The organism is Luteimonas colneyensis (assembly GCF_014836665.1).
Taxonomy (GTDB): Bacteria; Pseudomonadota; Gammaproteobacteria; order Xanthomonadales; family Xanthomonadaceae; genus Luteimonas; species Luteimonas colneyensis.
Genome location: NZ_JACSQJ010000001.1, coordinates 380,927 through 399,596, shown reverse-complemented (window position 1 = coordinate 399,596; position 18,670 = coordinate 380,927). Strand labels below are relative to the sequence as shown.

Below are 18,670 nucleotides of genomic sequence, written 5' to 3'. Positions count from 1 at the left end.
CACCCGCCTACAATCGACGGTTGCCCCGCCTGCAACGCCCACGATGCCCTACACCCCGATCCTGGCCACCCTCGGCTACGTTCTCTCGCCCGACGGCCGCCGCGTGCTGATGGTCCATCGCAACGCGCGTCCCGGCGACCAGCACCTGGGCAAGTACAACGGCCTCGGCGGCAAGCTCGAGGCGGGCGAGGACGCGCTGGCCGGCATGCGCCGCGAACTCCTCGAGGAAGCGGCGATCGACTGCACGCGCATCGAACTGCGCGGGACCATCAGCTGGCCGGGCTTCGGCAAGCACGGCGAGGACTGGTTCGCCATGGTCTTCCTGGTCACCGCGTTCACCGGCACGCCGCCGGCGTCGAACCCGGAAGGCACGCTGGAATGGGTCGACGTGGACCGGATCCTCGACCTGCCGCTCTGGGAAGGCGACCGCCACTTCGTGCCACTGGTGTTCGACGGCGACCCGCGGCCCTTCCACGGCGTGATGCCGTACCGGGACGGGCGCATGCAGTCCTGGGCGTTCTCGCGCTGAGCGCGCGCGTCTTCAGTCGGCGCGTTCGACCTGGCGCGCGGGATCGGTGAGTTCGAGCCCGCGCAGGATCACGCCGGCCTGGGTGCGGTTGCGCACGCCGAGCTTCTCGAAGATCGCCGACAGGTGCGCCTTCACCGTGCGCTCCTGTACGTCCAGGCGGTCGGCGATCTGCTTGTTGAGCAGGCCGTCGGCGACCAGCGCCAGCACCCGGAACTGCTGCGGCGTGAGGCTGGCCAGGCGCGCGGCGAGGTCGGCGTCGCCGGGCGCGGATTCGGCGCGCGCGACGGCGCCGCGCAGCGCCGGCGGCAGCCATTCCTCGCAGGCCAGGACGGTGCGGATGGCGTCGCGCATCTCGTCCAGGCCGGCGCTCTTGGGGATATAGCCGGCCGCGCCGTGGTCGAGCGCGCGGCGTACCACCTGCGGATCCTCGTTCGCCGACACCAGCACCACCGCGACCGCGGGGAACTGGGCGCGGATCGCCGCCAGTCCGGCGAGGCCGTGGTTGCCGGGCATGTGCAGGTCCAGCAGCACCAGGTCGATGTCGGCGCGCGACTCCAGCGCGGCGAGGGTATCGTCCAGGGTGCCGGCCTCGATGGCGCCGGTGCCCGCGCCGGCCTCGACAGCTGCGCCGCGCAGCGCGGCGCGGAACAGCGGATGGTCGTCGGCGATGAGGAGGGTGGCCATGGCCTGCGTGCGCGGAGTTACTGCGTGGTCCAGCCGCCGTCGACCGGGAAGGACGCGCCGGTGACGTTGTGCGCTTCGCGCCGGCACAGCCAGACCGCCAGCGCGCCGATCTCGGCCGGCAGCGTCATGCGCATGCTCGGCTGCTTCTCGGCCACCAGCGCGCGCACGCCGTCGTCGCGGCTGCCGCCGTTGCGGCGGGCCTCGATCTGCGGCTCGATCAGCGGCGTTTCCACCCAGCCCGGGCAGATGCAGTTGACGGTCACGCCGCCGCTGTCCCGGCTGCCGGCAGCGGCATATTCCAGAGCCGCCACCTTCGACAGGCCGACGATGCCGTGCTTGGCCGCGACGTAGGGCGCCTTCTCCTTCGAGGCCACCAGGCCGTGCACCGAGGCGATGTTGACCACGCGCCCGTAGCCGCGTTCGGCCATGCCCGGCATCGCAGTGCGCATGGTGTGGAAGGCGGCGCTGAGGTTGATGGCGATGATGTCGTTCCACTTGCCGACGGGCATTTCCGCGAGCGATGCGGTGTACTGGATGCCGGCGTTGTTGACCAGCACGTCGACCGGGGACCAGGCGTCGATGTCGGCCATCATCGCGGCGATCGCGTCGGGGTCGCGCAGGTCGGCGTTGAAGTAGCGGGCGTCGCCGGCGCCGGCCTTGCGCACGGCGTCCAGCGCGGCCTCGATCTGCGCCGGGTCGCCGAGGCCGTTCACGGCAACGTGCGCGCCGGCTTCCGCCAGCGAGCAGGCGATGGCCAGGCCGATGCCGGAGGTGCTGCCGGTGACCAGCGCGGTGCGGCCGGAAAGGAAGGTGTCGGTCATGGCATGGGCCAGGCTGTGGGGAAGGGCCACGGTAGCAAATCGATGTGCCGCGTCCTTGCGTACGAAAGTACGATGCCGGCACCGGGAGCGACTGCTAGGGTGCTGCCATCCCCGGTTCCCTGAGGTGGCTTCCGTGCGCCAGACTCCGCTCCATTCGCCGCGCGCGCCGCGCCTCCGACTCATCGCCGCGGCCGCCGCGCTGGCCCTGTCCACGCTGGCCGGCTGCGCGAGCACCGCGCATCGCGCCGCGCCCACGGAGACCGCCGTGTTCGACCACCTGCGCAGCAGCACCCACCGCGACGGCGACGACCTGCTCACCGCGGGCCTGGGCCTCGACGGCCTGCGCGCGATGGCGCCGCCGGCCTTCGCCGATGCCGGGGCTCCCACCGTGGCCGAACTCCGCCGCCGCGCGCTGTGGAGCAACTGGCGCGGCATCGCCGACCTCGGTCCCGCCGGCGGCTACGGCACCCTGTACGGCAGCGTGGCCCCGGTGCCGGGTCGCGAATTCTCGGCCTATGCCACGGTGCCGGGCGCGACGCATCCGCACCGGGTGCTGGTACAGGTGCCGGATGCGTTCGACGCCGCGAAGCGCTGCGTGGTGGTGACCGCGTCCTCGGGTTCGCGCGGCATCTACGGCTCGATCGCCGTCGCCGGGGCTTGGGGCCTGCCGCGCGGCTGCGCGGTCGCCTATACCGACAAGGGTGCGGGCAGCGACTACTTCGACCTCGACGCGGGGCTGGGTTTCGGTGCCGATGGGCGCGTGGCCGGGCGCGATGCGGCCGACCTCGCCTTCGTCCCGGAGGCGCCGGCGGGCGCGACGGGCGTCGCCTTCAAGCATGCGCATTCGAAGGACAATCCGGAGGCCGACTGGGGCCGGCACGTGAAGCAGGCCGCCGAGTTCGCGCTGCACGCGCTGGACGAGGCCCGGCCCGCGGAGGCGCCCTTCACCTTCGACAACACCCGCGTCATCGCCGTCGGCATCTCCAACGGCGGCGGCGCGGTGCTGCGCGCGGCGGAGCTCGAGGGCGACTGGCTCGACGCCGTCGTCGCCGGCGAGCCCAACGTGTACGTCGACGCGCCCGGTGCACGCACGCTCTACGACTACACCACCGAGGCCGCGCTGCTGATGCCCTGCGTGCTGCTGGCTGTCGACGGCCTGCCGCAGCCGCCGCTGCTCGACCAGGTGCGTCCGCTGTACGCCGCGCGCTGCGCCTCGCTGGCCGCGGATGGGGTGCTGTCGGGCGCGGACACCGCCGCGCAGGCGCGCCAGGCCCGCGACCTGCTCGAGGCCGCAGGCTGGAGCGCCGAAGCGCTGCGCGCCGGCGCGCTCTCCGCGGGCTTCGACCTCTGGCGCGCGGTGGCGGCGACCTATGCCAGCGCCTACGGCCGCCACGGCGTGGGCGAGGGGCCGTGCGGCTTCTCGTTCGCGGCCCAGGGCAGCGACTTCCTGGCGCGCCCGGCCACGGCGGCCGAACGCGCCGCCTGGTGGGCGGACGCCAGCGGCATCCCGCCGGGCTCGGGCGTGGGCCTGGTCGATGCCGGCATCGCGCCGCCGGACCTGACGCTGAAGGGCCTGCAGTGCCTGCGCGGCCTGTGGACGGACGCGGGTGCCGACGCCGACCGCGTGCGCGCCGGCGTGGCCGCCACCCGCGCCGCGCCGCCGCGCGCCGGACTGCCGGTGGTGGTGGTGCACGGACTCGACGACGGCCTGATCCCGGTCGCCTTCAGCAGCGCGCCCTATGTCGGCCACGCGCGCGCCGCCGGCCGCGACGTGCGCTACTGGCAGGTGCGCAACGTGCAGCACTTCGACGGCTTCCTGGCATTCCCGGACTACGGCGCCCGCTACCTGCCGCTGCTGCCCTATGTGTACGAGGCCCTGGACCGGGTCGACGCGCACCTCGACGGCGCGGCGCTGCCGGCCGATGCCGTGATCGACGCGACGCCGCGCGGGGCGGCGCCGCTGGAGGCCTCGCACCTCGCCGTGCCGCGCTGAGGAAACGCGGCGGCGCGGACCGGTCCTGCTGGCGGCCGGGAGTGCGTCGTACTGCCGCATCCACGCCGGGTTTGGCATGCTGGATGCCCTCGCGGCCACCGGAACGCCCATGACCCGCCAGCGCCACTTCTCGATGCTCCGCGACTTCCACCTCGCGGACTGGTTCACCCTCGCCAACGCCTTCTGCGGCACCGGCGCGATCTTCGCGGCGATGCGCTACCTGCAGGAGGGCGGCGTCCGCGACCTGCTGCTTGGCATGGCGTTGATCCCGCTGGCCTTCGTGTTCGACGCCTTCGACGGGCGCATCGCGCGCTGGCGCAAGGTGGCCTCGACGCTGGGCCGCGAACTCGACTCGCTGGCCGACGTGATCTCCTTCGGCGTCGCACCCGCGGCCCTCGGCTATGCCTGCGGCCTGCAGGGCGGCTGGGACTGGGTGGTGCTGAGCTGGTTCGTCGGCTGCGGCGTCAGCCGCCTGGCGCGCTACAACGTCACCGCCGAAACGCTGGCCGACGGCGGCGACAAGGTGAAGTACTTCGAAGGTACGCCGATCCCGACCAGCGTCGCCATCGTCGGGCTGCTGGCGGTGGCCGCGTGGCAGGGCGCGATCGGCGACGCGATCTGGTTCGGGCAGTGGCAGCTCGGCCCCTGGCAGCTGCATCCGCTGGTGCTGGTGTATGCGCTGTCGGGCTCGCTGATGATCAGCAAGACCCTGCGCATCCCCAAGCCCTGAGCCGGCGCTGGCGCCGCCATGCGCGGTTGCTATGATCGGGCCAGGCGGACGGAGGCGGGCGATGCAGGGCAATCCACGGGACGATTTCGAGTCGCTGGCGCGGCGCTACTGGGCCGCATGGGGCGACGCGCTGCGCAGCGCCGCACCCGGCATGGGGGCGATCCCGGGCATGGGCGGGCCGCACATGCCGCCACCGGGCGTCGAGGCCTGGCAGGACTCGCTGGACTGGTGGGCGCGGCTCGCGCACGGCGGCCGCGCGGAGGCCGACGATGCGGTCGGCCATTTCAACCGGCAGGCGCGGCAGTGGTATGCGCGCATGCAGGAGGTGGCGGCGCGCTTCGCCGGCCAGGAGAACAACGCGGTGGACGTCGCGCGCGCCTGGAAGGAAGCCCTCGGCGCCGCCGGCGAGAACCCGTTCCCGGAGATGCTGCGCAGCCTGCGCGGCCACGGCCTGCAGGGCCTGGAGCAGTGGGTCGAGGACGCATCACCGTGGCTGCAGTCGATGCGCGACGAAAGCGCCTCCTGGCTGCGCATGCCGGCGTTCGGCGCCGGCCGCGAGCACCAGGAGCGCATGCAGCAGCTGGCCGGGCACATGGCCGAGTACCAGCAGGCGTCCAGCGCCTATGCCGCGCTGATGGCCAAGGCGCAGCAGGAGGCGTTCCTGATCTTCGAGAACCGGCTGATCGACCACGAGGAGCCGGGCCGCCAGCTGCAGTCGGCGCGCGCGCTGTTCGATCTCTGGATCGACGCCGCCGAGGAAGGCTACGCGGAAATCGCGCTGTCGCCCGAGTTCCGGGAGGTCTACGGCCGCCTGGTGAACGCGCAGATGCGCGTGCGCGCCGGCGTGCAGCGCATGGTCGAGGACGCGAGCGCGCAGCTGGGCATGCCCACGCGCAGCGAACTCGATGGCGCCCACCGCAAGCTGGCGCAGCTCGAGCGCGAAGTGCGCCGGCTGCGTGATGCGCTGGCCCGTTCGCCGCGGCCGGACGGCGCGCGTCGGCAGGCCGGGGATCCGGCGTCGGAGGCCGTGGCCGGCACGGCGCCGCGAGCCCGGGCCAAGGCCGTGTCGAAGCGAGGTGGCGGCGATACCGCCGCCGGGAAGCGTGCATCGCGGACGCCCGCGCGGACCGCGACGACGGCGGAGGCGACGCGGCGCCCCCGGGCCGCTGCTGCGACGGCTCCGAGCGCCGGTACCGCCGCGCGTGCGCCGAAAGCGCCTGCGAAGCGGACGTCGTTCGCGCGCAGCGGCTTCGGGGGTGCGATCTCCGGCGCCGTGCCGCGTGCCCCCGAACCGATCGCGAAGAAGGCCGGGAAGGATGCGAAGGCAGCGAAGCCAGCCGTGAAGAAGCCAGCGGGGAAGACGACTGGAAAGTCCGCGGGCAAGTCCGCGAAGAAGGGGAAGCGCTGACATGTACGGTCCGCTCAACATCACCCCCGCGGGACTCGCCGAAGAAGCGATGCGCCTGCAGCAGAAGCTGGCGGCCGGCCTGCAGGTGCTGCGCGAGGTCGACGACGTCGACTTCGGCGCCACGCGGCGCGAGGAGGTCTGGCGCGACGGCAAGGTCGTGCTCTACCGCTTCATCGGCGAGCGCGCGCCCAGCGTCGAGGTGCCGCTGCTGATCGCCTACGCGCTGGTCAACCGGCCTTACATGGTCGACCTGCAGGACAACAAGTCGCTGGTGCGCCAGCTGCTCGCGCGCGGCCAGGACGTCTACATCATCGACTGGGGCTATCCCGACCGCTCGGACCGCTTCCTCGACCTCGAGGACTACATCGAGCGCTTCATCGGCGGCGCCGTCGACCACCTGCGCGAGGCGTACGGTATCGACGCGATCAACCTGCTCGGGATCTGCCAGGGCGGCGCGTTCTCGCTGAGCTACGCCGCGCTCAACCCGGACAAGGTGCGCAACCTCATCACCATGGTCACGCCGGTGGACTTCCACACGCCGGACAACATGCTGTCGAACTGGACGCGCGGCATGGACGTGGACCTGTTCGTCGACACGCTGGGCAACGTGCCGGCCGACCTGATGAACATGTGCTACCTGACGCTGAAGCCCTGGCGGCTGTTCGTGCAGAAGTACGTCGGCATGGCCGACATCCTCGACGACAAGGCGGCGATGGAGGACTTCCTGCGCATGGAGAAGTGGATCTTCGACTCGCCCGACCAGGCCGGCGAGGCCTTCCGCCAGTTCATCACCATGTACTACCAGCGCAACGGCTTCGTGGAAGGCGGCATCGAGATCGGCGGCCGCGAGGTGCACCTGGGCATGGTCGAGATGCCGGTGCTCAACATCTACGCCGAGCAGGACCACCTGGTGCCGCCCTCGGCATCGAAGCCGCTGCGCGGGCTGGTCGGCACCGGTGACTACTCCGAACTGTCCTTCCGCGGCGGCCACATCGGCATCTACGTCTCTGGCCGCGCGCAGAAGGAAGTGCCCGACGCGATCCACGGCTGGCTGGCGCAGCGATGAACGTCGAACGTCCCAGGCTCGCCCGTCCGCTCGACGACCGCGTGCTCGCCGGCGTCGTCGGCGGCATCGCGCGCCGATTCGGCTGGAGCTCGACCCTGCTGCGCGTGGTCTACGTGGTGGCCTCGGTGCTCTCGGCCGCGTTCCCCGGCATCCTGGTGTACCTGGTGCTGTGGCTGCTGATGCCCGAGGACGGTTGAGCGCGCTGCGGGGCGCGGCGCGCGTGGCCGGGGGCGTCCTCGGCCTGGCGTGGACGCTGCCCAACACCCTGGTGGGCCTGGCCGTCGGACTGGCCGCGCTGCCGTTCGGCGCGCGCATGCGCCTGCGCGGGCCCGAGCTCGCCCTCGTCTTCGACGGCGTGCCCTGGGGGCCCGGCGGCGCGCTCACCCTGGGCAACGTCATCCTGCACACCGGCGACAGCCTCGACCGCGACTGCCTGACCTACGCCCACCGGGCGGGACTGTGCCGGCAGCCCGCCGTGCGCCTGGTCGACCACGAACGCGCGCACGTGCTGCAGTACATGGCGCTGGGGCCTTTCTTCCTGCCGCTGTACTTCCTGTGCGGCGGCATCGGCGTGCGCAACCGCTTCGAGCGCGCCGCCGACCGCTACGCATTGACCGGCCGCGGCTGGTGGCCGTGGCCAGGGCCGCCGATGGACGGTCGCCTGGATTGACGTCCGCCTAACGACCGCTGCGGTATCGTCGCCCCCGTCGAAGAAAAAGCCGGACGGCTCGACAGCCCAAGGCAATCGCTTCGACGACGAGAGGCTCAGCCGCCCGGGAACATCCCGGACGACTGGGCCTTTCACATGTCTTGCGCTGGGCCTGGACCTCGGGTAGACCCGAGGCTTCGGACTTCCCTGGAAGCGCTACTCTGGCGACTTCCGGAGGACACGCCATGAACCAAGTCTCGCTGGGTGACGGTCGCAGCGCCTGGTCGTTGTTCGTGCCGATCCTGCTCGCCGTCGCCTCCGGCATCCTGCTGGCCGACATCGTGCGCCACGTTGCCGGCACGGCCTTCGCCGGGGACGACGAGCCCGTGGTGGCCGTCGCGGCCGCGTCGCGCGCCGCGGGCGAGGGTGGGGCGGAGCCCGAGCCCGCAGTGGACGACGCGGCCGTCGTGACGGTCGGTCAGAGCAGCGGCGGCGACGTCGTGCTGCTGCCCGGTCCGATCACGGCGATGCGCGACGGCGCGGAGCGCGCCTGCATCAACGCCACCATCGCGCTGCGCCGGCCGAACGGCTGGGAGCAGGGCCTGGAGCACAGCGCGCCGCTGCGCTGCCGGGCCAGTTCGCCCTGACGGTGGCCGCGCTTCAGCCAGCGTGCTCCTGCATGCCGGGAATCGACAGGGTCGAATCCAGCGGCACCAAGGCGAGGCTGTCGCCCAGGGCGCGGCCCGCGGGTCCGAAGCGTCGTTCCACGAAGACCGCGCTGTCCGGGGCCACCACGACCAGCGTGCTGCATCGGGTGCCATAGGATTCGCCTCGAACGAAGGGCGGAGAGAGCATGCGCTCGAGCTCCAGGCCCACGCCCGTGTCGGGCAGCACGGCGTCCGGTGCGACGGTGGTGTCGGCGAGCGCGCCGAACAGGGGCTCGTATGCGTCGATCGCCTGCGGCGGATCGGCCAGGCCGGCCATCGAGCGCAGCCAGTCGTCGAGCGCCCGCGTCGCCGCCATGCTCTTGGGCCACGGCGCGTCGAAGGCGCCGTTCGACATGGCGTGGATGCCGGGTGCGACGGCGGCATGCCCCGCGCCGGGATGGTTGCTGGCATGGACCAGCGAGGCGCCGTCCCAGAACAGCGCATTGAACGGACCGTGGCCATTGGCGGCGGCGGGGCCGGCGGCGAAGGCCGCCGCGGACAGGTCGCCACGCACGAAGTCACGCACCAGCCACCCACGCGAACGCGGATACGCGCCGGCGGCGTGGCCGTTGCGCACATTGGTGACCGCCGCCAGCCGAGCGCGGCCCGACGCCTGCAGCCAGCCGCCACCCTGCAGGAGGTCGCGGCCGCCATACACGGCAGGGGCGTCGGGATCGGGGGCGGCGCTCGCCGTCGGGCGGGCGTGGAGTTCATCGCGGTTGGCGGCGATGACGAGCGGCCAGCGCGGATGCTGGCGCCAGGCGAGGGCGATCAGGCACATGCGGCCATCGTAGCCGGCGGGATCGCCCGGTGCGCGGAAGAAGTTTCCGGCCCAGCACCGTGGCCAGAGGCCACGGCCGTACGTCCCTGTAGGCGGCGCTCCGTCCGTTGGTGCGCTGTGCTGCCGGTCAGGACATGATGCGGACGAAGCGCTGGTGCCGGTATCGGCGCTGCCCCCGTCGCAGGGTCAGAAAAATCCTACGCTGGTGCCGGAAGTGGGACTCGAACCCACACGCTTTTAAGGGCGGCGGATTTTGAGTCCGCTGCGTCTACCGATTCCGCCATTCCGGCGCGGGCGCCAAGTATAGCGGCAGCGGACGCTCAGGCCGCCTCGTCGGTGCGCAGGGTGCTGTCCATGCGCAGGTGCCATTCGCCGGACACCGCCTCGAAGCGCGAGCACTGTTCCAGCGGCCCTTCGTACACGTGCAGCGACACCGCGATGGCGCTGGGGTCGGCGTTGCGGATCGTGTGGTACTCGTGCGGCGGGATCAGGCTGCCGGCGCTGCCGGGCCCGGCCTGCATGCCGCCGGCGGAGCGGAAGCGGAAGCGGTCGCCGTCGCGCTCGAGCAGCTGGAACTGGGTGATCTCGAGTTCGCCTTCCCAGACCCCCTCGACGCACCAGCAGCCGGCGTGGTCGTGGATCGGGGTGCCCTGGCCCGGGCCCCAGGTCATGGCCACCACGCTGTAGCCGTGCTCCGGGCTGCGATAGAGCTCGCGGCGGGCGTAATGGTCATCGATCGGGTGGTGCACGCAGTCGGGCAGGCGCACGCCGGGGTCGCGGATCAGCTCGCACAGCACGCCGCGCAGGGCCGCGGTGACCGCGTGGCAGTCGCCGGCCGCCAGGGCCTGGTCGATGCCCGCGACCAGCCGTTCGCGGCCTGGAAACGGGACGTCGGGGAGGGCGCCGCCGGTGCAATCGCTGGGCTTGCTCATGGCGTCGAGTGTACGACGGCCCGTCCGCCGCCCGCGCCGCGGCGCAGCATCCACGGTGTGCCGCGCCCCGGCGCGCGACTCACAGCGCCGCGAGGAAGCCGCCGATCGCGGGCGAGAAGCGCGCGAAGTCCACCAGGAACGCATCGTGTCCCTGTGGCGACTCCAGCGGCAGGAACTCCGCCGCCGAGCCCCCGGCGCGCAGGCCGTCGGCGATCTCCTCCTGCTGCTGCAGCGGGAACAGGATGTCGGTGTGCACGCCGATCGCCAGCGCGCGCTCGACCCGGATCTTCGCCAGGCCTTCGGCGGTGGTGCCGCCGCAGGATTCGCCGATGTCGAACCAGTCCATGCAGCGGCTGAGGTAGAGGTAGCAGTTGGGATCGAAATTGCGCACGAAGCGCCGTGCATGCGCCTCGAGGTAGCTCTCGACCTCGAACTCCAGTCCGAAGGGGTCCTCGTCGTCGCGGCGGTCGGAGTCCAGGCGCACGCGACCGAAGCGCCCGTCCCACTCCAGCGCCGAGCGGTAGGTGATGACGCCGAGCTTGCGCGCCATGCGCATACCGCTTTCGGGGTAGCGCGCGTCGTCGTAGTCGCCGTTGTTCCAGGCCGGATCGAGGCGGATGGCTTCGCGCTGCAGCGAGCGGATCGCGATCGAGAACGGCAGCGCGCGGGCCGCCCCCGAGACGTTGACGTGGCTGCGCGCGATGCCGGGATGCCGGGCAAGCAGGGCCAGTGCCGCCATCCCGCCCATCGAGTTGCCGATGACGCAGGCCAGTCGTTCGATGCCCAGCGCGCGCAGCACGTGCGCGGCGGCGTCGGCCACGTCCTCGATGGAGACGTCGGGGAAGGCGAGCCGGTACGGCTGGCCGGTGCCCGGATCGATTGAGGCGGGACCGCTGGAGCCCTTGCAGCTGCCCAGCGAGTTCACGCAGACCACGTGCCAGCGCGTGGTGTCCACCGCCTTGCCGGGACCGACCATGGCCTCCCACCAGCCGGGCGCGGGGTTGTCTTTGCTCGCCGCGGCATGCGCGTCGGGGGAGAGCCCGGTCAGGATCAGGATGGAGTTGTCGCCGGCGGCGTTGCGGCGGCCCCAGGTCTCGTAGGCGATGCGGCCCTGCGGGAGGACGCCGCCGCGCTTCATGGCGAAGCCGGCAGGCAGCTCGATCCAGCGCGTGCCGGGCGGGATGAATTCGGTCATGCGCGGCAGTTTACCGCCGCGGTGGCGCTCAGCAGACGCCCTGCGCCAGCAGCGCGTCGGCGACCCGGACGAAGCCGGCGATATTGGCGCCGTCGACATAGCTGACGCGGCCATCGCCGCGTGAGCCGTGCTCGACGCAGGTGGCGTGGATCCCGCGCATGATGCGCCGCAGGCGCGCGTCGACCTCGTCCGCGCTCCATGCCAGGCGCATCGCGTTCTGGCTCATCTCGAGGCCGGAGACCGCGACGCCGCCCGCGTTGCTGGCCTTGCCGGGCGCGTAGGGCACGCCCGCGGCTTCGAATACGCGCGCGGCCGCCGGCGTGACCGGCATGTTGGCGCCCTCGGCCACGCAGCGCACGCCGTTGCGCACCAGCGCGCGGGCGTCGTCCGCGTCGAGTTCGTTCTCGGTCGCGCAGGGCAGGGCGACGTCGACCGGCACCGACCAGGGGCGCCTCCCGGCCTCGTAGCGGGCGCCGACGCGCGCCGCGTAATCGCTGACGCGGCCGCCGTGCCCGTTGCGGATGTCCATCAGCGTGGCCAGCTTCTCGGGCGTGAAGCCTTCCTCGTCGACGACCATGCCGCTGGAGTCGGAGACGGTGACCACGGTCGCGCCCGACTGCATCGCCTTCTCGATGGCGTACTGCGCGACGTTGCCCGCCCCGGACACCGCGACCCGGAGGCCGTCGAACGAAGCGCCGGCGCGCTCGAGCATGTCCGCGGCGAAATAGACCGTGCCGTAGCCGGTCGACTGCGGACGCATCGGCGAGCCGCCGGTGGCGTCGCACTTGCCGGTGAACACGCAGTCGGCCCGGTTGGAGAGCCTGCGCACCATCCCCGCCATGTAGCCGATCTCGCGTGCGCCGACGCCGATGTCGCCCGCGGGCACGTCGACGTGCGCGCCGATGTGGCGCGACAGCTCGATCGCGAAGGCCTGGCAGAAGCGCATGACCTCGCCGGGGCTGCGGCCCTTGGGGTCGAAGTCCGACCCGCCCTTGGCCCCGCCCAGCGGCAGCGTGGTCAGCGCGTTCTTGAACGTCTGTTCTAAGGCGAGGAACTTCAGCACCGACAGGTCCACGCCCGGATGGAAGCGCAGGCCACCCTTGTAGGGGCCGAGCGCGTTGCTGTGCTGCACGCGGAAGCCGCGGTTGACGCGCACCTCGCCGCGGTCGTCGACCCAGGTGACGCGGAACATGATCGCGCGGTCGGGTTCGACCAGGCGCTCGAGGACGCCGCTGCTGGCCAGGCGCGGATGCGCGGCCAGGTGCGGCCAGACGCTCTCCACGACCTCGGCGACCGCCTGCAGGAACTCCGGCTGGCCCGGGTTGTGCCGGGCCACGTGGTCCAGGAAATCGGCGGCGCGGGCGTGCTTCATGCGCGGTGCGGCTCCGGAGGGATGCCGCACCGATGCTGCAATGCAGCAAGCGGCGCTGTCAAGGCGTCGGGTCGGCGCCGATCACCAGCTCGATGAGGTCCGTCGACGGCAGCGCGACGCGCACGGGTGCCGACTCGAGATCGGCGGCGCTGCGCTCGACGGTGCCGCTGGCCGTGATCCGCGCGGACACCAGCGCCGCGTCCAGCTGCGACAGCGTCTGCGTCGGCATCGGGCTGTCGCCGTCGTCGAGCACGATCTCCAGCGGCAGCGCGGACACCGGATGGCGCTCGGCCGCGACCGGCATCGGCGGGCCGTCGGGATGGCGAGCCATGACGAACACGGTGGCATCGCCATCGACCTGTCCGGCGAGCTCCGGCGCAAGGCTGATGCGCACGCGCAGGCCGCCGGCGGCGGGCGTGCCGGATACCGCGGCAGGCCGGCCCGCCGTGGGCGGAGCGGAAGCTCCGGTGGACGCGTCCAGCGGGGGCAGGCCGGCGGCTTCGCGCGCCTGCGCGATCTGCGGCCGCAGGCTGGAGGCGGTGGCCGCATCGACCTGGGGCAGGAGCGTTTCCCAGGTGGCCGCGGCCTCGGCGTCCAGGCCACGCTGGCGCTGGGCGACACCGAGGAACCAGCGTGCGCGCTGGTTGCCTGGCTGCAGCGCCAGCGCGCGTTCGAGCTGGGCCACGGCCGCGTCGTCGAAGCGGTTCTGCGGATGCGCCTGCGCGCTCGACTGCGCGACCTCGACCATCAGCGCCGGCTCGTCCGGCACCAGTGCCAGCGCCTTGCCGTAGGCCTCGTGCGCGGCGGCGTGGTCGCCCTGGACCGACATCGAGCGCGCGAGCAGGACCCAGCCCTCGGGCTGCTCCGGATTGCGCGCCAGCTCCTCGCGCAGCTGGGCCACGGCCTCGGCGAACTGTGCAGGATCCACCTGCGCATCCGGATCGACGCCGGCGGCGACCGGCGCGCGCGCGGCCGGATCCAGCGCGGCCGGCGTGCCGAGCAGCTGGTACAGCCCGAGCGACAGCACCGGCACGACGGCCATCACCGCCAGCCAGGTCCGCGGCGAACCGCGGCGCAGCGGCGCCGCCACGAGTGCGGTGGCCACCACGGCCGCGACCAGCACGGCAAGGAAGAACATGGGGGCCATCACCACTCCTGTCCGTCGTCGACGGGATCGGCCGCCACGCGGTTGGCCGATGCCCGTCGGCGCACCACGACCACCAGCACCACCGCGCCGGCCAGCAGCACCGCCGCCGGACCCAGCCACAGCAGCAGGGTGCCGCCGCCGAACGGCGGGCGGTAGAGCACGAACTCGCCGTAGCGTGCGACCAGGAACTCCTTGATCTCGGCGTCGCTGCGGCCTTCGCGCATGAGGTTGAACACCTCGCGACGCAGGTCGTGTGCGATCGGCGCGTCGGAATCGGCCAGCGACTGGTTCTGGCACATCACGCAGCGCAGCTCGAGGGTGAGCTCGTGGAAACGCTGCTCCTCGGCGCGGTCGCGGAATTCGAGCGGCTGCACGTTGCGCACCGCCTGGGCGGCGGCCGGCGGCGTCGCCAGCAGGCACATCGTCGCCAGCAGGGCGAGCAGGCACGCGGCGAGCGCGGACCGTGCGGCATGGATCGCAGGCGCGCTCATCCGCCGGCCCCCATCGCCTCGACCATCGGCGCGAGCACCTCGTCGACGATGGCGTCGTTCAGCGGGCCGACGTGCTTCCAGCGCACGATGCCCTCGGCGTCGACCAGGAAGGTTTCGGGGGCGCCATAGATGCCCCATTCGATCGCCGTCTGGCCTTCGTAGTCGGTGATCACCACCCAGTAGGGATTGCCGAACTGCTCGAGCCAGCGCAGCGCGTCCTCGGGCTCGTCCTTCCAGTTGTAGCCGATCACGCGGATCTTCTTCGTTTCCGCGTAGCGCGCCAGCACCGGATGCTCCTCCTGGCAGCCCGGGCACCAGCTGCCCCAGACGTTGAGGAGGTAGGGCTGGCCGCGCAGGTCGTCGCTGCCGACGCGGTAGCTGGCGTCGTGCAGCACCGGCAGCGAGAACTCCGGCGCCGGCTTGCCGATCAGGGGCGAGGGCAGGGATTCGCGGTCCGGCCGGTCGGAGCGGCTCACGCCCCAGGCCAGCAGCACCAGCAGCGCGATGAAGCCGCCGACCAGCAGGGTGGCCAGCAGCCTGCGGCCGCCGGCGGCGGTTTCGGGCGGCACAGGAGCGTTCATCGCGTGTCCTCCTTCCTCGTCACCAGCCGGAAGCGGCGGTCGAACGCCACCACCACCGCGCCCAGCGCCATCAGGATCGCGCCGGCCCAGATCCAGCGCACGAAGGGCTTCACGTGCAGGCGCACCGCCCAGGCCTCGTTGCCCAGCGGCTCGCCCAGCGCGACGAAGATGTCGGCGCGCACGCCGGCGTGGATGCCGGCGTCGGTCATGACTTGGCCGCCGCTGGCGTAGGCGCGCTTTTCCGGATGCAGCAGCACCAGCGGCCGGTCGTCGCGGAAGACCTGCACGTGGCCGCGGTCGGCCATGTAGTTCGGACCCTGTACACGGTCGACGCCGTCGAAGCGGAAATCGTAGCGGCCGATGGTCTGGGTCTGGCCCGGCAGCATCGGCACTTCGCGCAGCACGTTCTGCGCCTCGACCAGCAGCGCGCCGACCAGGAACACGGCGATGCCGAGGTGGCCCAGCACCATGCCCAGCATCTCCGGCGTGAAGCTCCGGCCCTTGGCGCGCAGGCGCGTCCAGACGAAGCGCAGCGTGCCCAGCCCGACCCAGGCGGCGGCGAACACGCCGAAGCCGGTCTTGACCGCGCCCTGCGGCGCCTGCACCCACGCCGCCACGCCCAGCCCCAGGGCCAGCGCGAACCACGGCGCGAGCAGTGCCAGTGGCTTCGACGTCTGCTCCTGCTGCCAGCGCACCAGCGGCCCGAACGGCACCAGCAGCACCAGCGGTGCCATCAGCACGATGAACAGCGTGCCGAAGTAGGGCGGGCCGACCGAGACCTTGCCCAGGCCGAGCGCGTCGGCCAGCAGGGGATACAGCGTGCCGAACAGCACCATCGCGCAGGCCGAGGCCAGCAGCAGGTTGTTGACCAGCAGCAGGGTCTCGCGGGATGCCGCCGAGAACGGCTTGCCCTGCGCCAGGCGCGGCGCGCGGGTCACGTACACCAGCAGCGCGCCGCCGATGACCGCGCCGAGGAAGACCAGGATGAAGAGGCCGCGCGAGGGATCGGCGGCGAAGGAGTGCACGCTGGTCAGCACGCCCGAGCGCACCAGGAACGCGCCGAGCAGCGACAGCGAGAACGCCGCGATCGCCAGCAGCATGGTCCAGCTGCCGAAGCTGCCGCGCTTCTCGGTGACCGCCTGCGAATGGATCAGCGCCGCGCCCACCAGCCAGGGCATGAAGCTCGCGTTCTCGACCGGATCCCAGAACCACCAGCCGCCCCAGCCGAGCTCGTAGTAGGCCCACCAGCTGCCCATCGCGATGCCCACGGTGAGGAAGGCCCAGGCGATGTTGGTCCAGGGCCGCGACCAGCGCAGCCAGCGCGCGTCGACCACGCCTTCCAGCAGGGCGGCGAGCGAGAACGCGAACGGCACCACGAAGCCGATGTAGCCGATGTACAGCAGCGGCGGATGGATGATCATCCCCGGGTCCTGCAGCAGCGGGTTCAGGTCATGGCCTTCCGCCGCCGCCGGCAGCAGGCGCTCGAAGGGATTCGAGGTGAACACCATGAACGACAGGAAGCCGACCGCGACCAGGCCGATGATGCCGAGTGCGCGCGCGCGGAAGCTCCACGGGATGCGTCGCGACAGCACCGCCACCGCCGCGTTCCACACCGCCAGCATCAGCGCCCACAGCAGCAGCGAGCCCTCGTGCGAGCCCCAGACCGCCGTGTAGCGGTAGACCAGCGGCAGCAGGCTGTTGGAGTTGTCGGCCACGTAGCGGACCGAGAAGTCGCCGGCGACGAAGGCCGCCGTCAGCAGCACGTAGGCGATGGCGACCAGCACCAGCTGCGCCAGTGCCGCGGGGCGCGTGACCGCGCCCAGGTCCTCGCGGCCGCGGGCGGCGCCCACGAGCCCGACAAGGCCCTGCAGCACGGCGAACACCAGCGCCAGGGCCAGCGCCGCCTGGCCGATCTCCGGCAGCATCAGCGACTGCCGTCCGCGGCCTGCGTCGCCGGCATCTCGACGTCGTGCTTCTCGTGCGCCAGGCCCATCTTGTCGGCCACTTCCTTCGGCACGTAGGTCTCGTCGTGCTTGGCCAGCACCTCGTCGGCGACGAAGGTGCCGTCGGCGCGCATGCGGCCGGTGGCGACCACCGACTGGCTCTCGCGGAACAGGTCGGGGAGGATCCCGGAATAGACCACCGGCATCAGCGCGTCACCGTCGCTGACCTGGAAACGCGCTTCCATCGAGCCGGGCGTGCGCTCGAACGAGCCCTTGGCGACCATGCCGCCGAGCCGGAACCGGGTTTCGCCGGAAGCGACGTCGGCGCCGGCGCGGCCGTCGAGCACCTCGGCCGGGGTGAACAGATAGGCGACGTTGCGCTGCAGCGCCGCGCCGACCAGCACCGCCACCAGGGCGGCCGCGGCGATGACGGCGAGCACGAACCAGAGGCGCCTGCGGCGGGTGGGATTCATCGGCCAAGCTCCGTGGGGCGGTCGTTGCGGGCGGGGCGCGCGGCGCGGCGCGCGGCGAGCCTGCGGGCGGCGCGCAGCTGGCGCGCGATGGCCAGGCGCGGGGCGATGTAGTCCCAGGCCAGCATCAGGGCGAACACCGCGTAGGCGGCGATGACGTATTCGCGATAGCTCATGCCTTGCCCGCCTCCGCGATGCGGCGCACCCAGTCCTTGCCCGCCTCGCGCTGCAGGTTGTCGGCGCGCGCGCGCGCCAGCAGCGAGCCCGCGAACCAGAACTTGGTGCCGATCACCATCCACACCAGCGGCGGCAGCATGCTCGGGTCCATCGAGGACTCGCCGAACACGCGGATGGTCTGGCCTTGGTGCAGCGAGTTCCACCACACCACCGAGTAGCGGATCACCGGCAGCATCACCACGCCCACCAGCGCCAGCAGCCCGGCCGCGCGCGCGGCGGTACGGCGGTCGTCGATGGCGTGGTACAGCCCGATCACGCCGAGATACAGGAACAGCAGCACCAGCTGGCTGGTCAGGCGCGGGTCCCAGTCCCACCACGTGCCCCACATCGGCTTGCCCCAGATCGAGCCGGTCGCAAGCGTGACCACGGTGAAGGCGGCGCCGATGGGCGCGCAGGCCATGGCCAGGATCTCGCAGAGCTTGATCCGCCAGATCAGCGCGATCGCCGAGTACAGCGCCATCAGCCCGAACACCAGCAGGCTCATCCAGGCCGCCGGGACGTGGATGTACAGGATCCGGAAGCTGTCGCCCTGCTGGTAGTCGGCGGGCACCTGGAACAGCGCGCCGTACACGCCCCAGCCCATCACCAGCGCGCCCAGCACGTAGCCCCAGGGGGCCCAGCGGGTGGCGAAGCGGTCGAAGTAGGGGGGCGATCCCAGCTGGTGGAACCAGCGGAGCACCGGGTTCATGTCGGACATCGGGTTTTCGCTGGCGGGAAGTGCCGGCCCGCGGGCCGGTCCCTGCCTGGGCCTGGGACTGGTTCGGGCCAACGCGTCATTCTTTCAGGTTTGGCACCGGCGGCCAAGCCGCGACGCTGGAACGCCGCGGTGCGGGCTGGCTGCGTTCAGGCGTGATCGTGGCCGGTTTTCGACGGCGCTGCACTGATCGCGGTCAATCTGTCCGGTTTGCGGTGGAATGTTGTCGATTCCGTGCGG

General features: G+C 72.2%; 21 protein-coding genes and 1 tRNA gene. 8 read left to right on the top strand and 14 right to left on the bottom strand.

Translation table 11 applies throughout. The features are described 5' to 3' along the window. Positions 1–43: 43 nt before the first annotated feature. On the top strand, positions 44–529 hold the full coding sequence (locus H9645_RS01735) for an NUDIX hydrolase (protein ID WP_191728003.1): 486 nt from the start codon (positions 44–46) through the stop codon (positions 527–529). Positions 530–541: 12 nt separating this feature from the next. Here H9645_RS01735 and H9645_RS01730 read toward each other — a convergent pair whose 3' ends face one another. Both H9645_RS01730 and H9645_RS01725 read right to left on the bottom strand, forming a co-directional pair. Continuing rightward, the gene (locus H9645_RS01730) at positions 542–1,213 is read right to left on the bottom strand and encodes a response regulator (RefSeq protein ID WP_191728002.1); all 672 of its coding nucleotides are present in this window, start codon (positions 1,211–1,213) and stop codon (positions 542–544) included. Between the two features lie 17 nt (positions 1,214–1,230). Continuing rightward, on the bottom strand, positions 1,231–2,064 hold the full coding sequence (locus H9645_RS01725) for a 3-hydroxybutyrate dehydrogenase (protein ID WP_318240476.1): 834 nt from the start codon (positions 2,062–2,064) through the stop codon (positions 1,231–1,233). 103 nt (positions 2,065–2,167) lie between these two features. Between H9645_RS01725 and H9645_RS01720 the strand changes: the two genes are divergently transcribed. From H9645_RS01720 to H9645_RS01690, 7 genes are all read left to right on the top strand, one after another. After that, the gene (locus H9645_RS01720) at positions 2,168–4,027 is read left to right on the top strand and encodes a 3-hydroxybutyrate oligomer hydrolase family protein (protein WP_318240475.1); all 1,860 of its coding nucleotides are present in this window, start codon (positions 2,168–2,170) and stop codon (positions 4,025–4,027) included. A 109-nt stretch (positions 4,028–4,136) separates the two neighbouring features. Then, a complete protein-coding gene (locus H9645_RS01715; RefSeq protein WP_189494935.1) occupies positions 4,137–4,757 on the top strand; it encodes a CDP-alcohol phosphatidyltransferase family protein in 621 nt (206 codons plus the stop codon). Between the two features lie 61 nt (positions 4,758–4,818). Further along, entirely contained in the window at positions 4,819–6,165 is a 1,347-nt protein-coding gene (phaE, locus tag H9645_RS01710; protein WP_191727999.1) for a class III poly(R)-hydroxyalkanoic acid synthase subunit PhaE, read from the top strand. Position 6,166: 1 nt separating this feature from the next. Further along, complete coding sequence (phaC, locus tag H9645_RS01705) at positions 6,167–7,231, top strand: class III poly(R)-hydroxyalkanoic acid synthase subunit PhaC (protein ID WP_191727998.1); 1,065 nt, start codon at positions 6,167–6,169, stop codon at positions 7,229–7,231. Continuing rightward, on the top strand, positions 7,228–7,428 hold the full coding sequence (locus H9645_RS01700) for a PspC domain-containing protein (RefSeq protein ID WP_189494940.1): 201 nt from the start codon (positions 7,228–7,230) through the stop codon (positions 7,426–7,428). Before phaC ends, H9645_RS01700 begins: the two co-directional genes overlap by 4 nt. Further along, entirely contained in the window at positions 7,425–7,901 is a 477-nt protein-coding gene (locus H9645_RS01695; RefSeq protein WP_425490183.1) for a hypothetical protein, read from the top strand. The genes H9645_RS01700 and H9645_RS01695 overlap by 4 nt, the downstream gene beginning before the upstream one ends. Before the next feature lie 224 nt (positions 7,902–8,125). After that, a complete protein-coding gene (locus H9645_RS01690) occupies positions 8,126–8,527 on the top strand; it encodes a hypothetical protein (protein ID WP_191727997.1) in 402 nt (133 codons plus the stop codon). 13 nt (positions 8,528–8,540) lie between these two features. On the opposite strand, the gene H9645_RS01685 is transcribed toward H9645_RS01690, so the two are convergent. The 12 genes from H9645_RS01685 to H9645_RS01630 form a co-directional block, all read right to left on the bottom strand. Continuing rightward, positions 8,541–9,368, bottom strand: a complete 828-nt coding sequence (locus H9645_RS01685; RefSeq protein WP_191727996.1) for an NRDE family protein — start codon at positions 9,366–9,368, stop codon at positions 8,541–8,543. Positions 9,369–9,571: 203 nt separating this feature from the next. Continuing rightward, positions 9,572–9,658, bottom strand: a tRNA-Leu gene (locus H9645_RS01680). A gap of 30 nt (positions 9,659–9,688) precedes the next feature. Beyond that, positions 9,689–10,300 carry a cysteine dioxygenase family protein gene (locus H9645_RS01675; protein WP_191727995.1) on the bottom strand — a complete coding sequence of 204 codons (612 nt, stop codon included), beginning with the start codon at positions 10,298–10,300 and terminating at the stop codon, positions 9,689–9,691. A gap of 79 nt (positions 10,301–10,379) precedes the next feature. Then, complete coding sequence (gene metX, locus H9645_RS01670; protein WP_191727994.1) at positions 10,380–11,495, bottom strand: homoserine O-acetyltransferase MetX; 1,116 nt, start codon at positions 11,493–11,495, stop codon at positions 10,380–10,382. 28 nt (positions 11,496–11,523) lie between these two features. After that, a complete protein-coding gene (gene gdhA / locus H9645_RS01665) occupies positions 11,524–12,867 on the bottom strand; it encodes an NADP-specific glutamate dehydrogenase (protein WP_191727993.1) in 1,344 nt (447 codons plus the stop codon). A 58-nt stretch (positions 12,868–12,925) separates the two neighbouring features. Next, positions 12,926–14,014 (bottom strand): c-type cytochrome biogenesis protein CcmI/CycH, encoded by a 1,089-nt coding sequence (locus H9645_RS01660; protein WP_225217906.1) that lies wholly within the window; start codon positions 14,012–14,014, stop codon positions 12,926–12,928. Beyond that, entirely contained in the window at positions 14,014–14,505 is a 492-nt protein-coding gene (locus tag H9645_RS01655; RefSeq protein ID WP_191727991.1) for a cytochrome c-type biogenesis protein, read from the bottom strand. Before H9645_RS01655 ends, H9645_RS01660 begins: the two co-directional genes overlap by 1 nt. Further along, a complete protein-coding gene (locus tag H9645_RS01650) occupies positions 14,502–15,086 on the bottom strand; it encodes a DsbE family thiol:disulfide interchange protein (RefSeq protein WP_191727990.1) in 585 nt (194 codons plus the stop codon). The genes H9645_RS01655 and H9645_RS01650 overlap by 4 nt, the downstream gene beginning before the upstream one ends. Continuing rightward, a complete protein-coding gene (locus H9645_RS01645) occupies positions 15,083–17,011 on the bottom strand; it encodes a heme lyase CcmF/NrfE family subunit (RefSeq protein ID WP_191727989.1) in 1,929 nt (642 codons plus the stop codon). Before H9645_RS01645 ends, H9645_RS01650 begins: the two co-directional genes overlap by 4 nt. Further along, positions 17,011–17,502, bottom strand: a complete 492-nt coding sequence (gene ccmE / locus H9645_RS01640; RefSeq protein ID WP_191727988.1) for a cytochrome c maturation protein CcmE — start codon at positions 17,500–17,502, stop codon at positions 17,011–17,013. The genes H9645_RS01645 and ccmE overlap by 1 nt, the downstream gene beginning before the upstream one ends. Then, positions 17,499–17,675 carry a heme exporter protein CcmD gene (gene ccmD / locus H9645_RS01635; RefSeq protein ID WP_191727987.1) on the bottom strand — a complete coding sequence of 59 codons (177 nt, stop codon included), beginning with the start codon at positions 17,673–17,675 and terminating at the stop codon, positions 17,499–17,501. Before ccmD ends, ccmE begins: the two co-directional genes overlap by 4 nt. After that, a complete protein-coding gene (locus H9645_RS01630; RefSeq protein ID WP_191728445.1) occupies positions 17,672–18,424 on the bottom strand; it encodes a heme ABC transporter permease in 753 nt (250 codons plus the stop codon). The genes ccmD and H9645_RS01630 overlap by 4 nt, the downstream gene beginning before the upstream one ends. Between the last annotated feature and the right edge of the window lie 246 nt (positions 18,425–18,670).

What these genes read in the sequence shown, in the direction of transcription:
- H9645_RS01735 (WP_191728003.1), top strand. Translation starts at nt 44, where the DNA reads ATGCCCTACACCCCGATCCTGGCCACCCTCGGCTACGTTCTCTCGCCC.
- H9645_RS01730 (WP_191728002.1), bottom strand. Translation starts at nt 1,213, where the DNA reads ATGGCCACCCTCCTCATCGCCGACGACCATCCGCTGTTCCGCGCCGCG.
- H9645_RS01715 (WP_189494935.1), top strand. Translation starts at nt 4,137, where the DNA reads ATGACCCGCCAGCGCCACTTCTCGATGCTCCGCGACTTCCACCTCGCG.
- phaE (WP_191727999.1), top strand. Translation starts at nt 4,819, where the DNA reads ATGCAGGGCAATCCACGGGACGATTTCGAGTCGCTGGCGCGGCGCTAC.
- phaC (WP_191727998.1), top strand. Translation starts at nt 6,167, where the DNA reads ATGTACGGTCCGCTCAACATCACCCCCGCGGGACTCGCCGAAGAAGCG.
- H9645_RS01700 (WP_189494940.1), top strand. Translation starts at nt 7,228, where the DNA reads ATGAACGTCGAACGTCCCAGGCTCGCCCGTCCGCTCGACGACCGCGTG.
- H9645_RS01690 (WP_191727997.1), top strand. Translation starts at nt 8,126, where the DNA reads ATGAACCAAGTCTCGCTGGGTGACGGTCGCAGCGCCTGGTCGTTGTTC.
- H9645_RS01685 (WP_191727996.1), bottom strand. Translation starts at nt 9,368, where the DNA reads ATGTGCCTGATCGCCCTCGCCTGGCGCCAGCATCCGCGCTGGCCGCTC.
- H9645_RS01675 (WP_191727995.1), bottom strand. Translation starts at nt 10,300, where the DNA reads ATGAGCAAGCCCAGCGATTGCACCGGCGGCGCCCTCCCCGACGTCCCG.
- metX (WP_191727994.1), bottom strand. Translation starts at nt 11,495, where the DNA reads ATGACCGAATTCATCCCGCCCGGCACGCGCTGGATCGAGCTGCCTGCC.
- gdhA (WP_191727993.1), bottom strand. Translation starts at nt 12,867, where the DNA reads ATGAAGCACGCCCGCGCCGCCGATTTCCTGGACCACGTGGCCCGGCAC.
- H9645_RS01660 (WP_225217906.1), bottom strand. Translation starts at nt 14,014, where the DNA reads ATGGCCCCCATGTTCTTCCTTGCCGTGCTGGTCGCGGCCGTGGTGGCC.
- H9645_RS01655 (WP_191727991.1), bottom strand. Translation starts at nt 14,505, where the DNA reads ATGAGCGCGCCTGCGATCCATGCCGCACGGTCCGCGCTCGCCGCGTGC.
- H9645_RS01650 (WP_191727990.1), bottom strand. Translation starts at nt 15,086, where the DNA reads ATGAACGCTCCTGTGCCGCCCGAAACCGCCGCCGGCGGCCGCAGGCTG.
- H9645_RS01645 (WP_191727989.1), bottom strand. Translation starts at nt 17,011, where the DNA reads ATGCTGCCGGAGATCGGCCAGGCGGCGCTGGCCCTGGCGCTGGTGTTC.
- ccmE (WP_191727988.1), bottom strand. Translation starts at nt 17,502, where the DNA reads ATGAATCCCACCCGCCGCAGGCGCCTCTGGTTCGTGCTCGCCGTCATC.
- ccmD (WP_191727987.1), bottom strand. Translation starts at nt 17,675, where the DNA reads ATGAGCTATCGCGAATACGTCATCGCCGCCTACGCGGTGTTCGCCCTG.
- H9645_RS01630 (WP_191728445.1), bottom strand. Translation starts at nt 18,424, where the DNA reads ATGAACCCGGTGCTCCGCTGGTTCCACCAGCTGGGATCGCCCCCCTAC.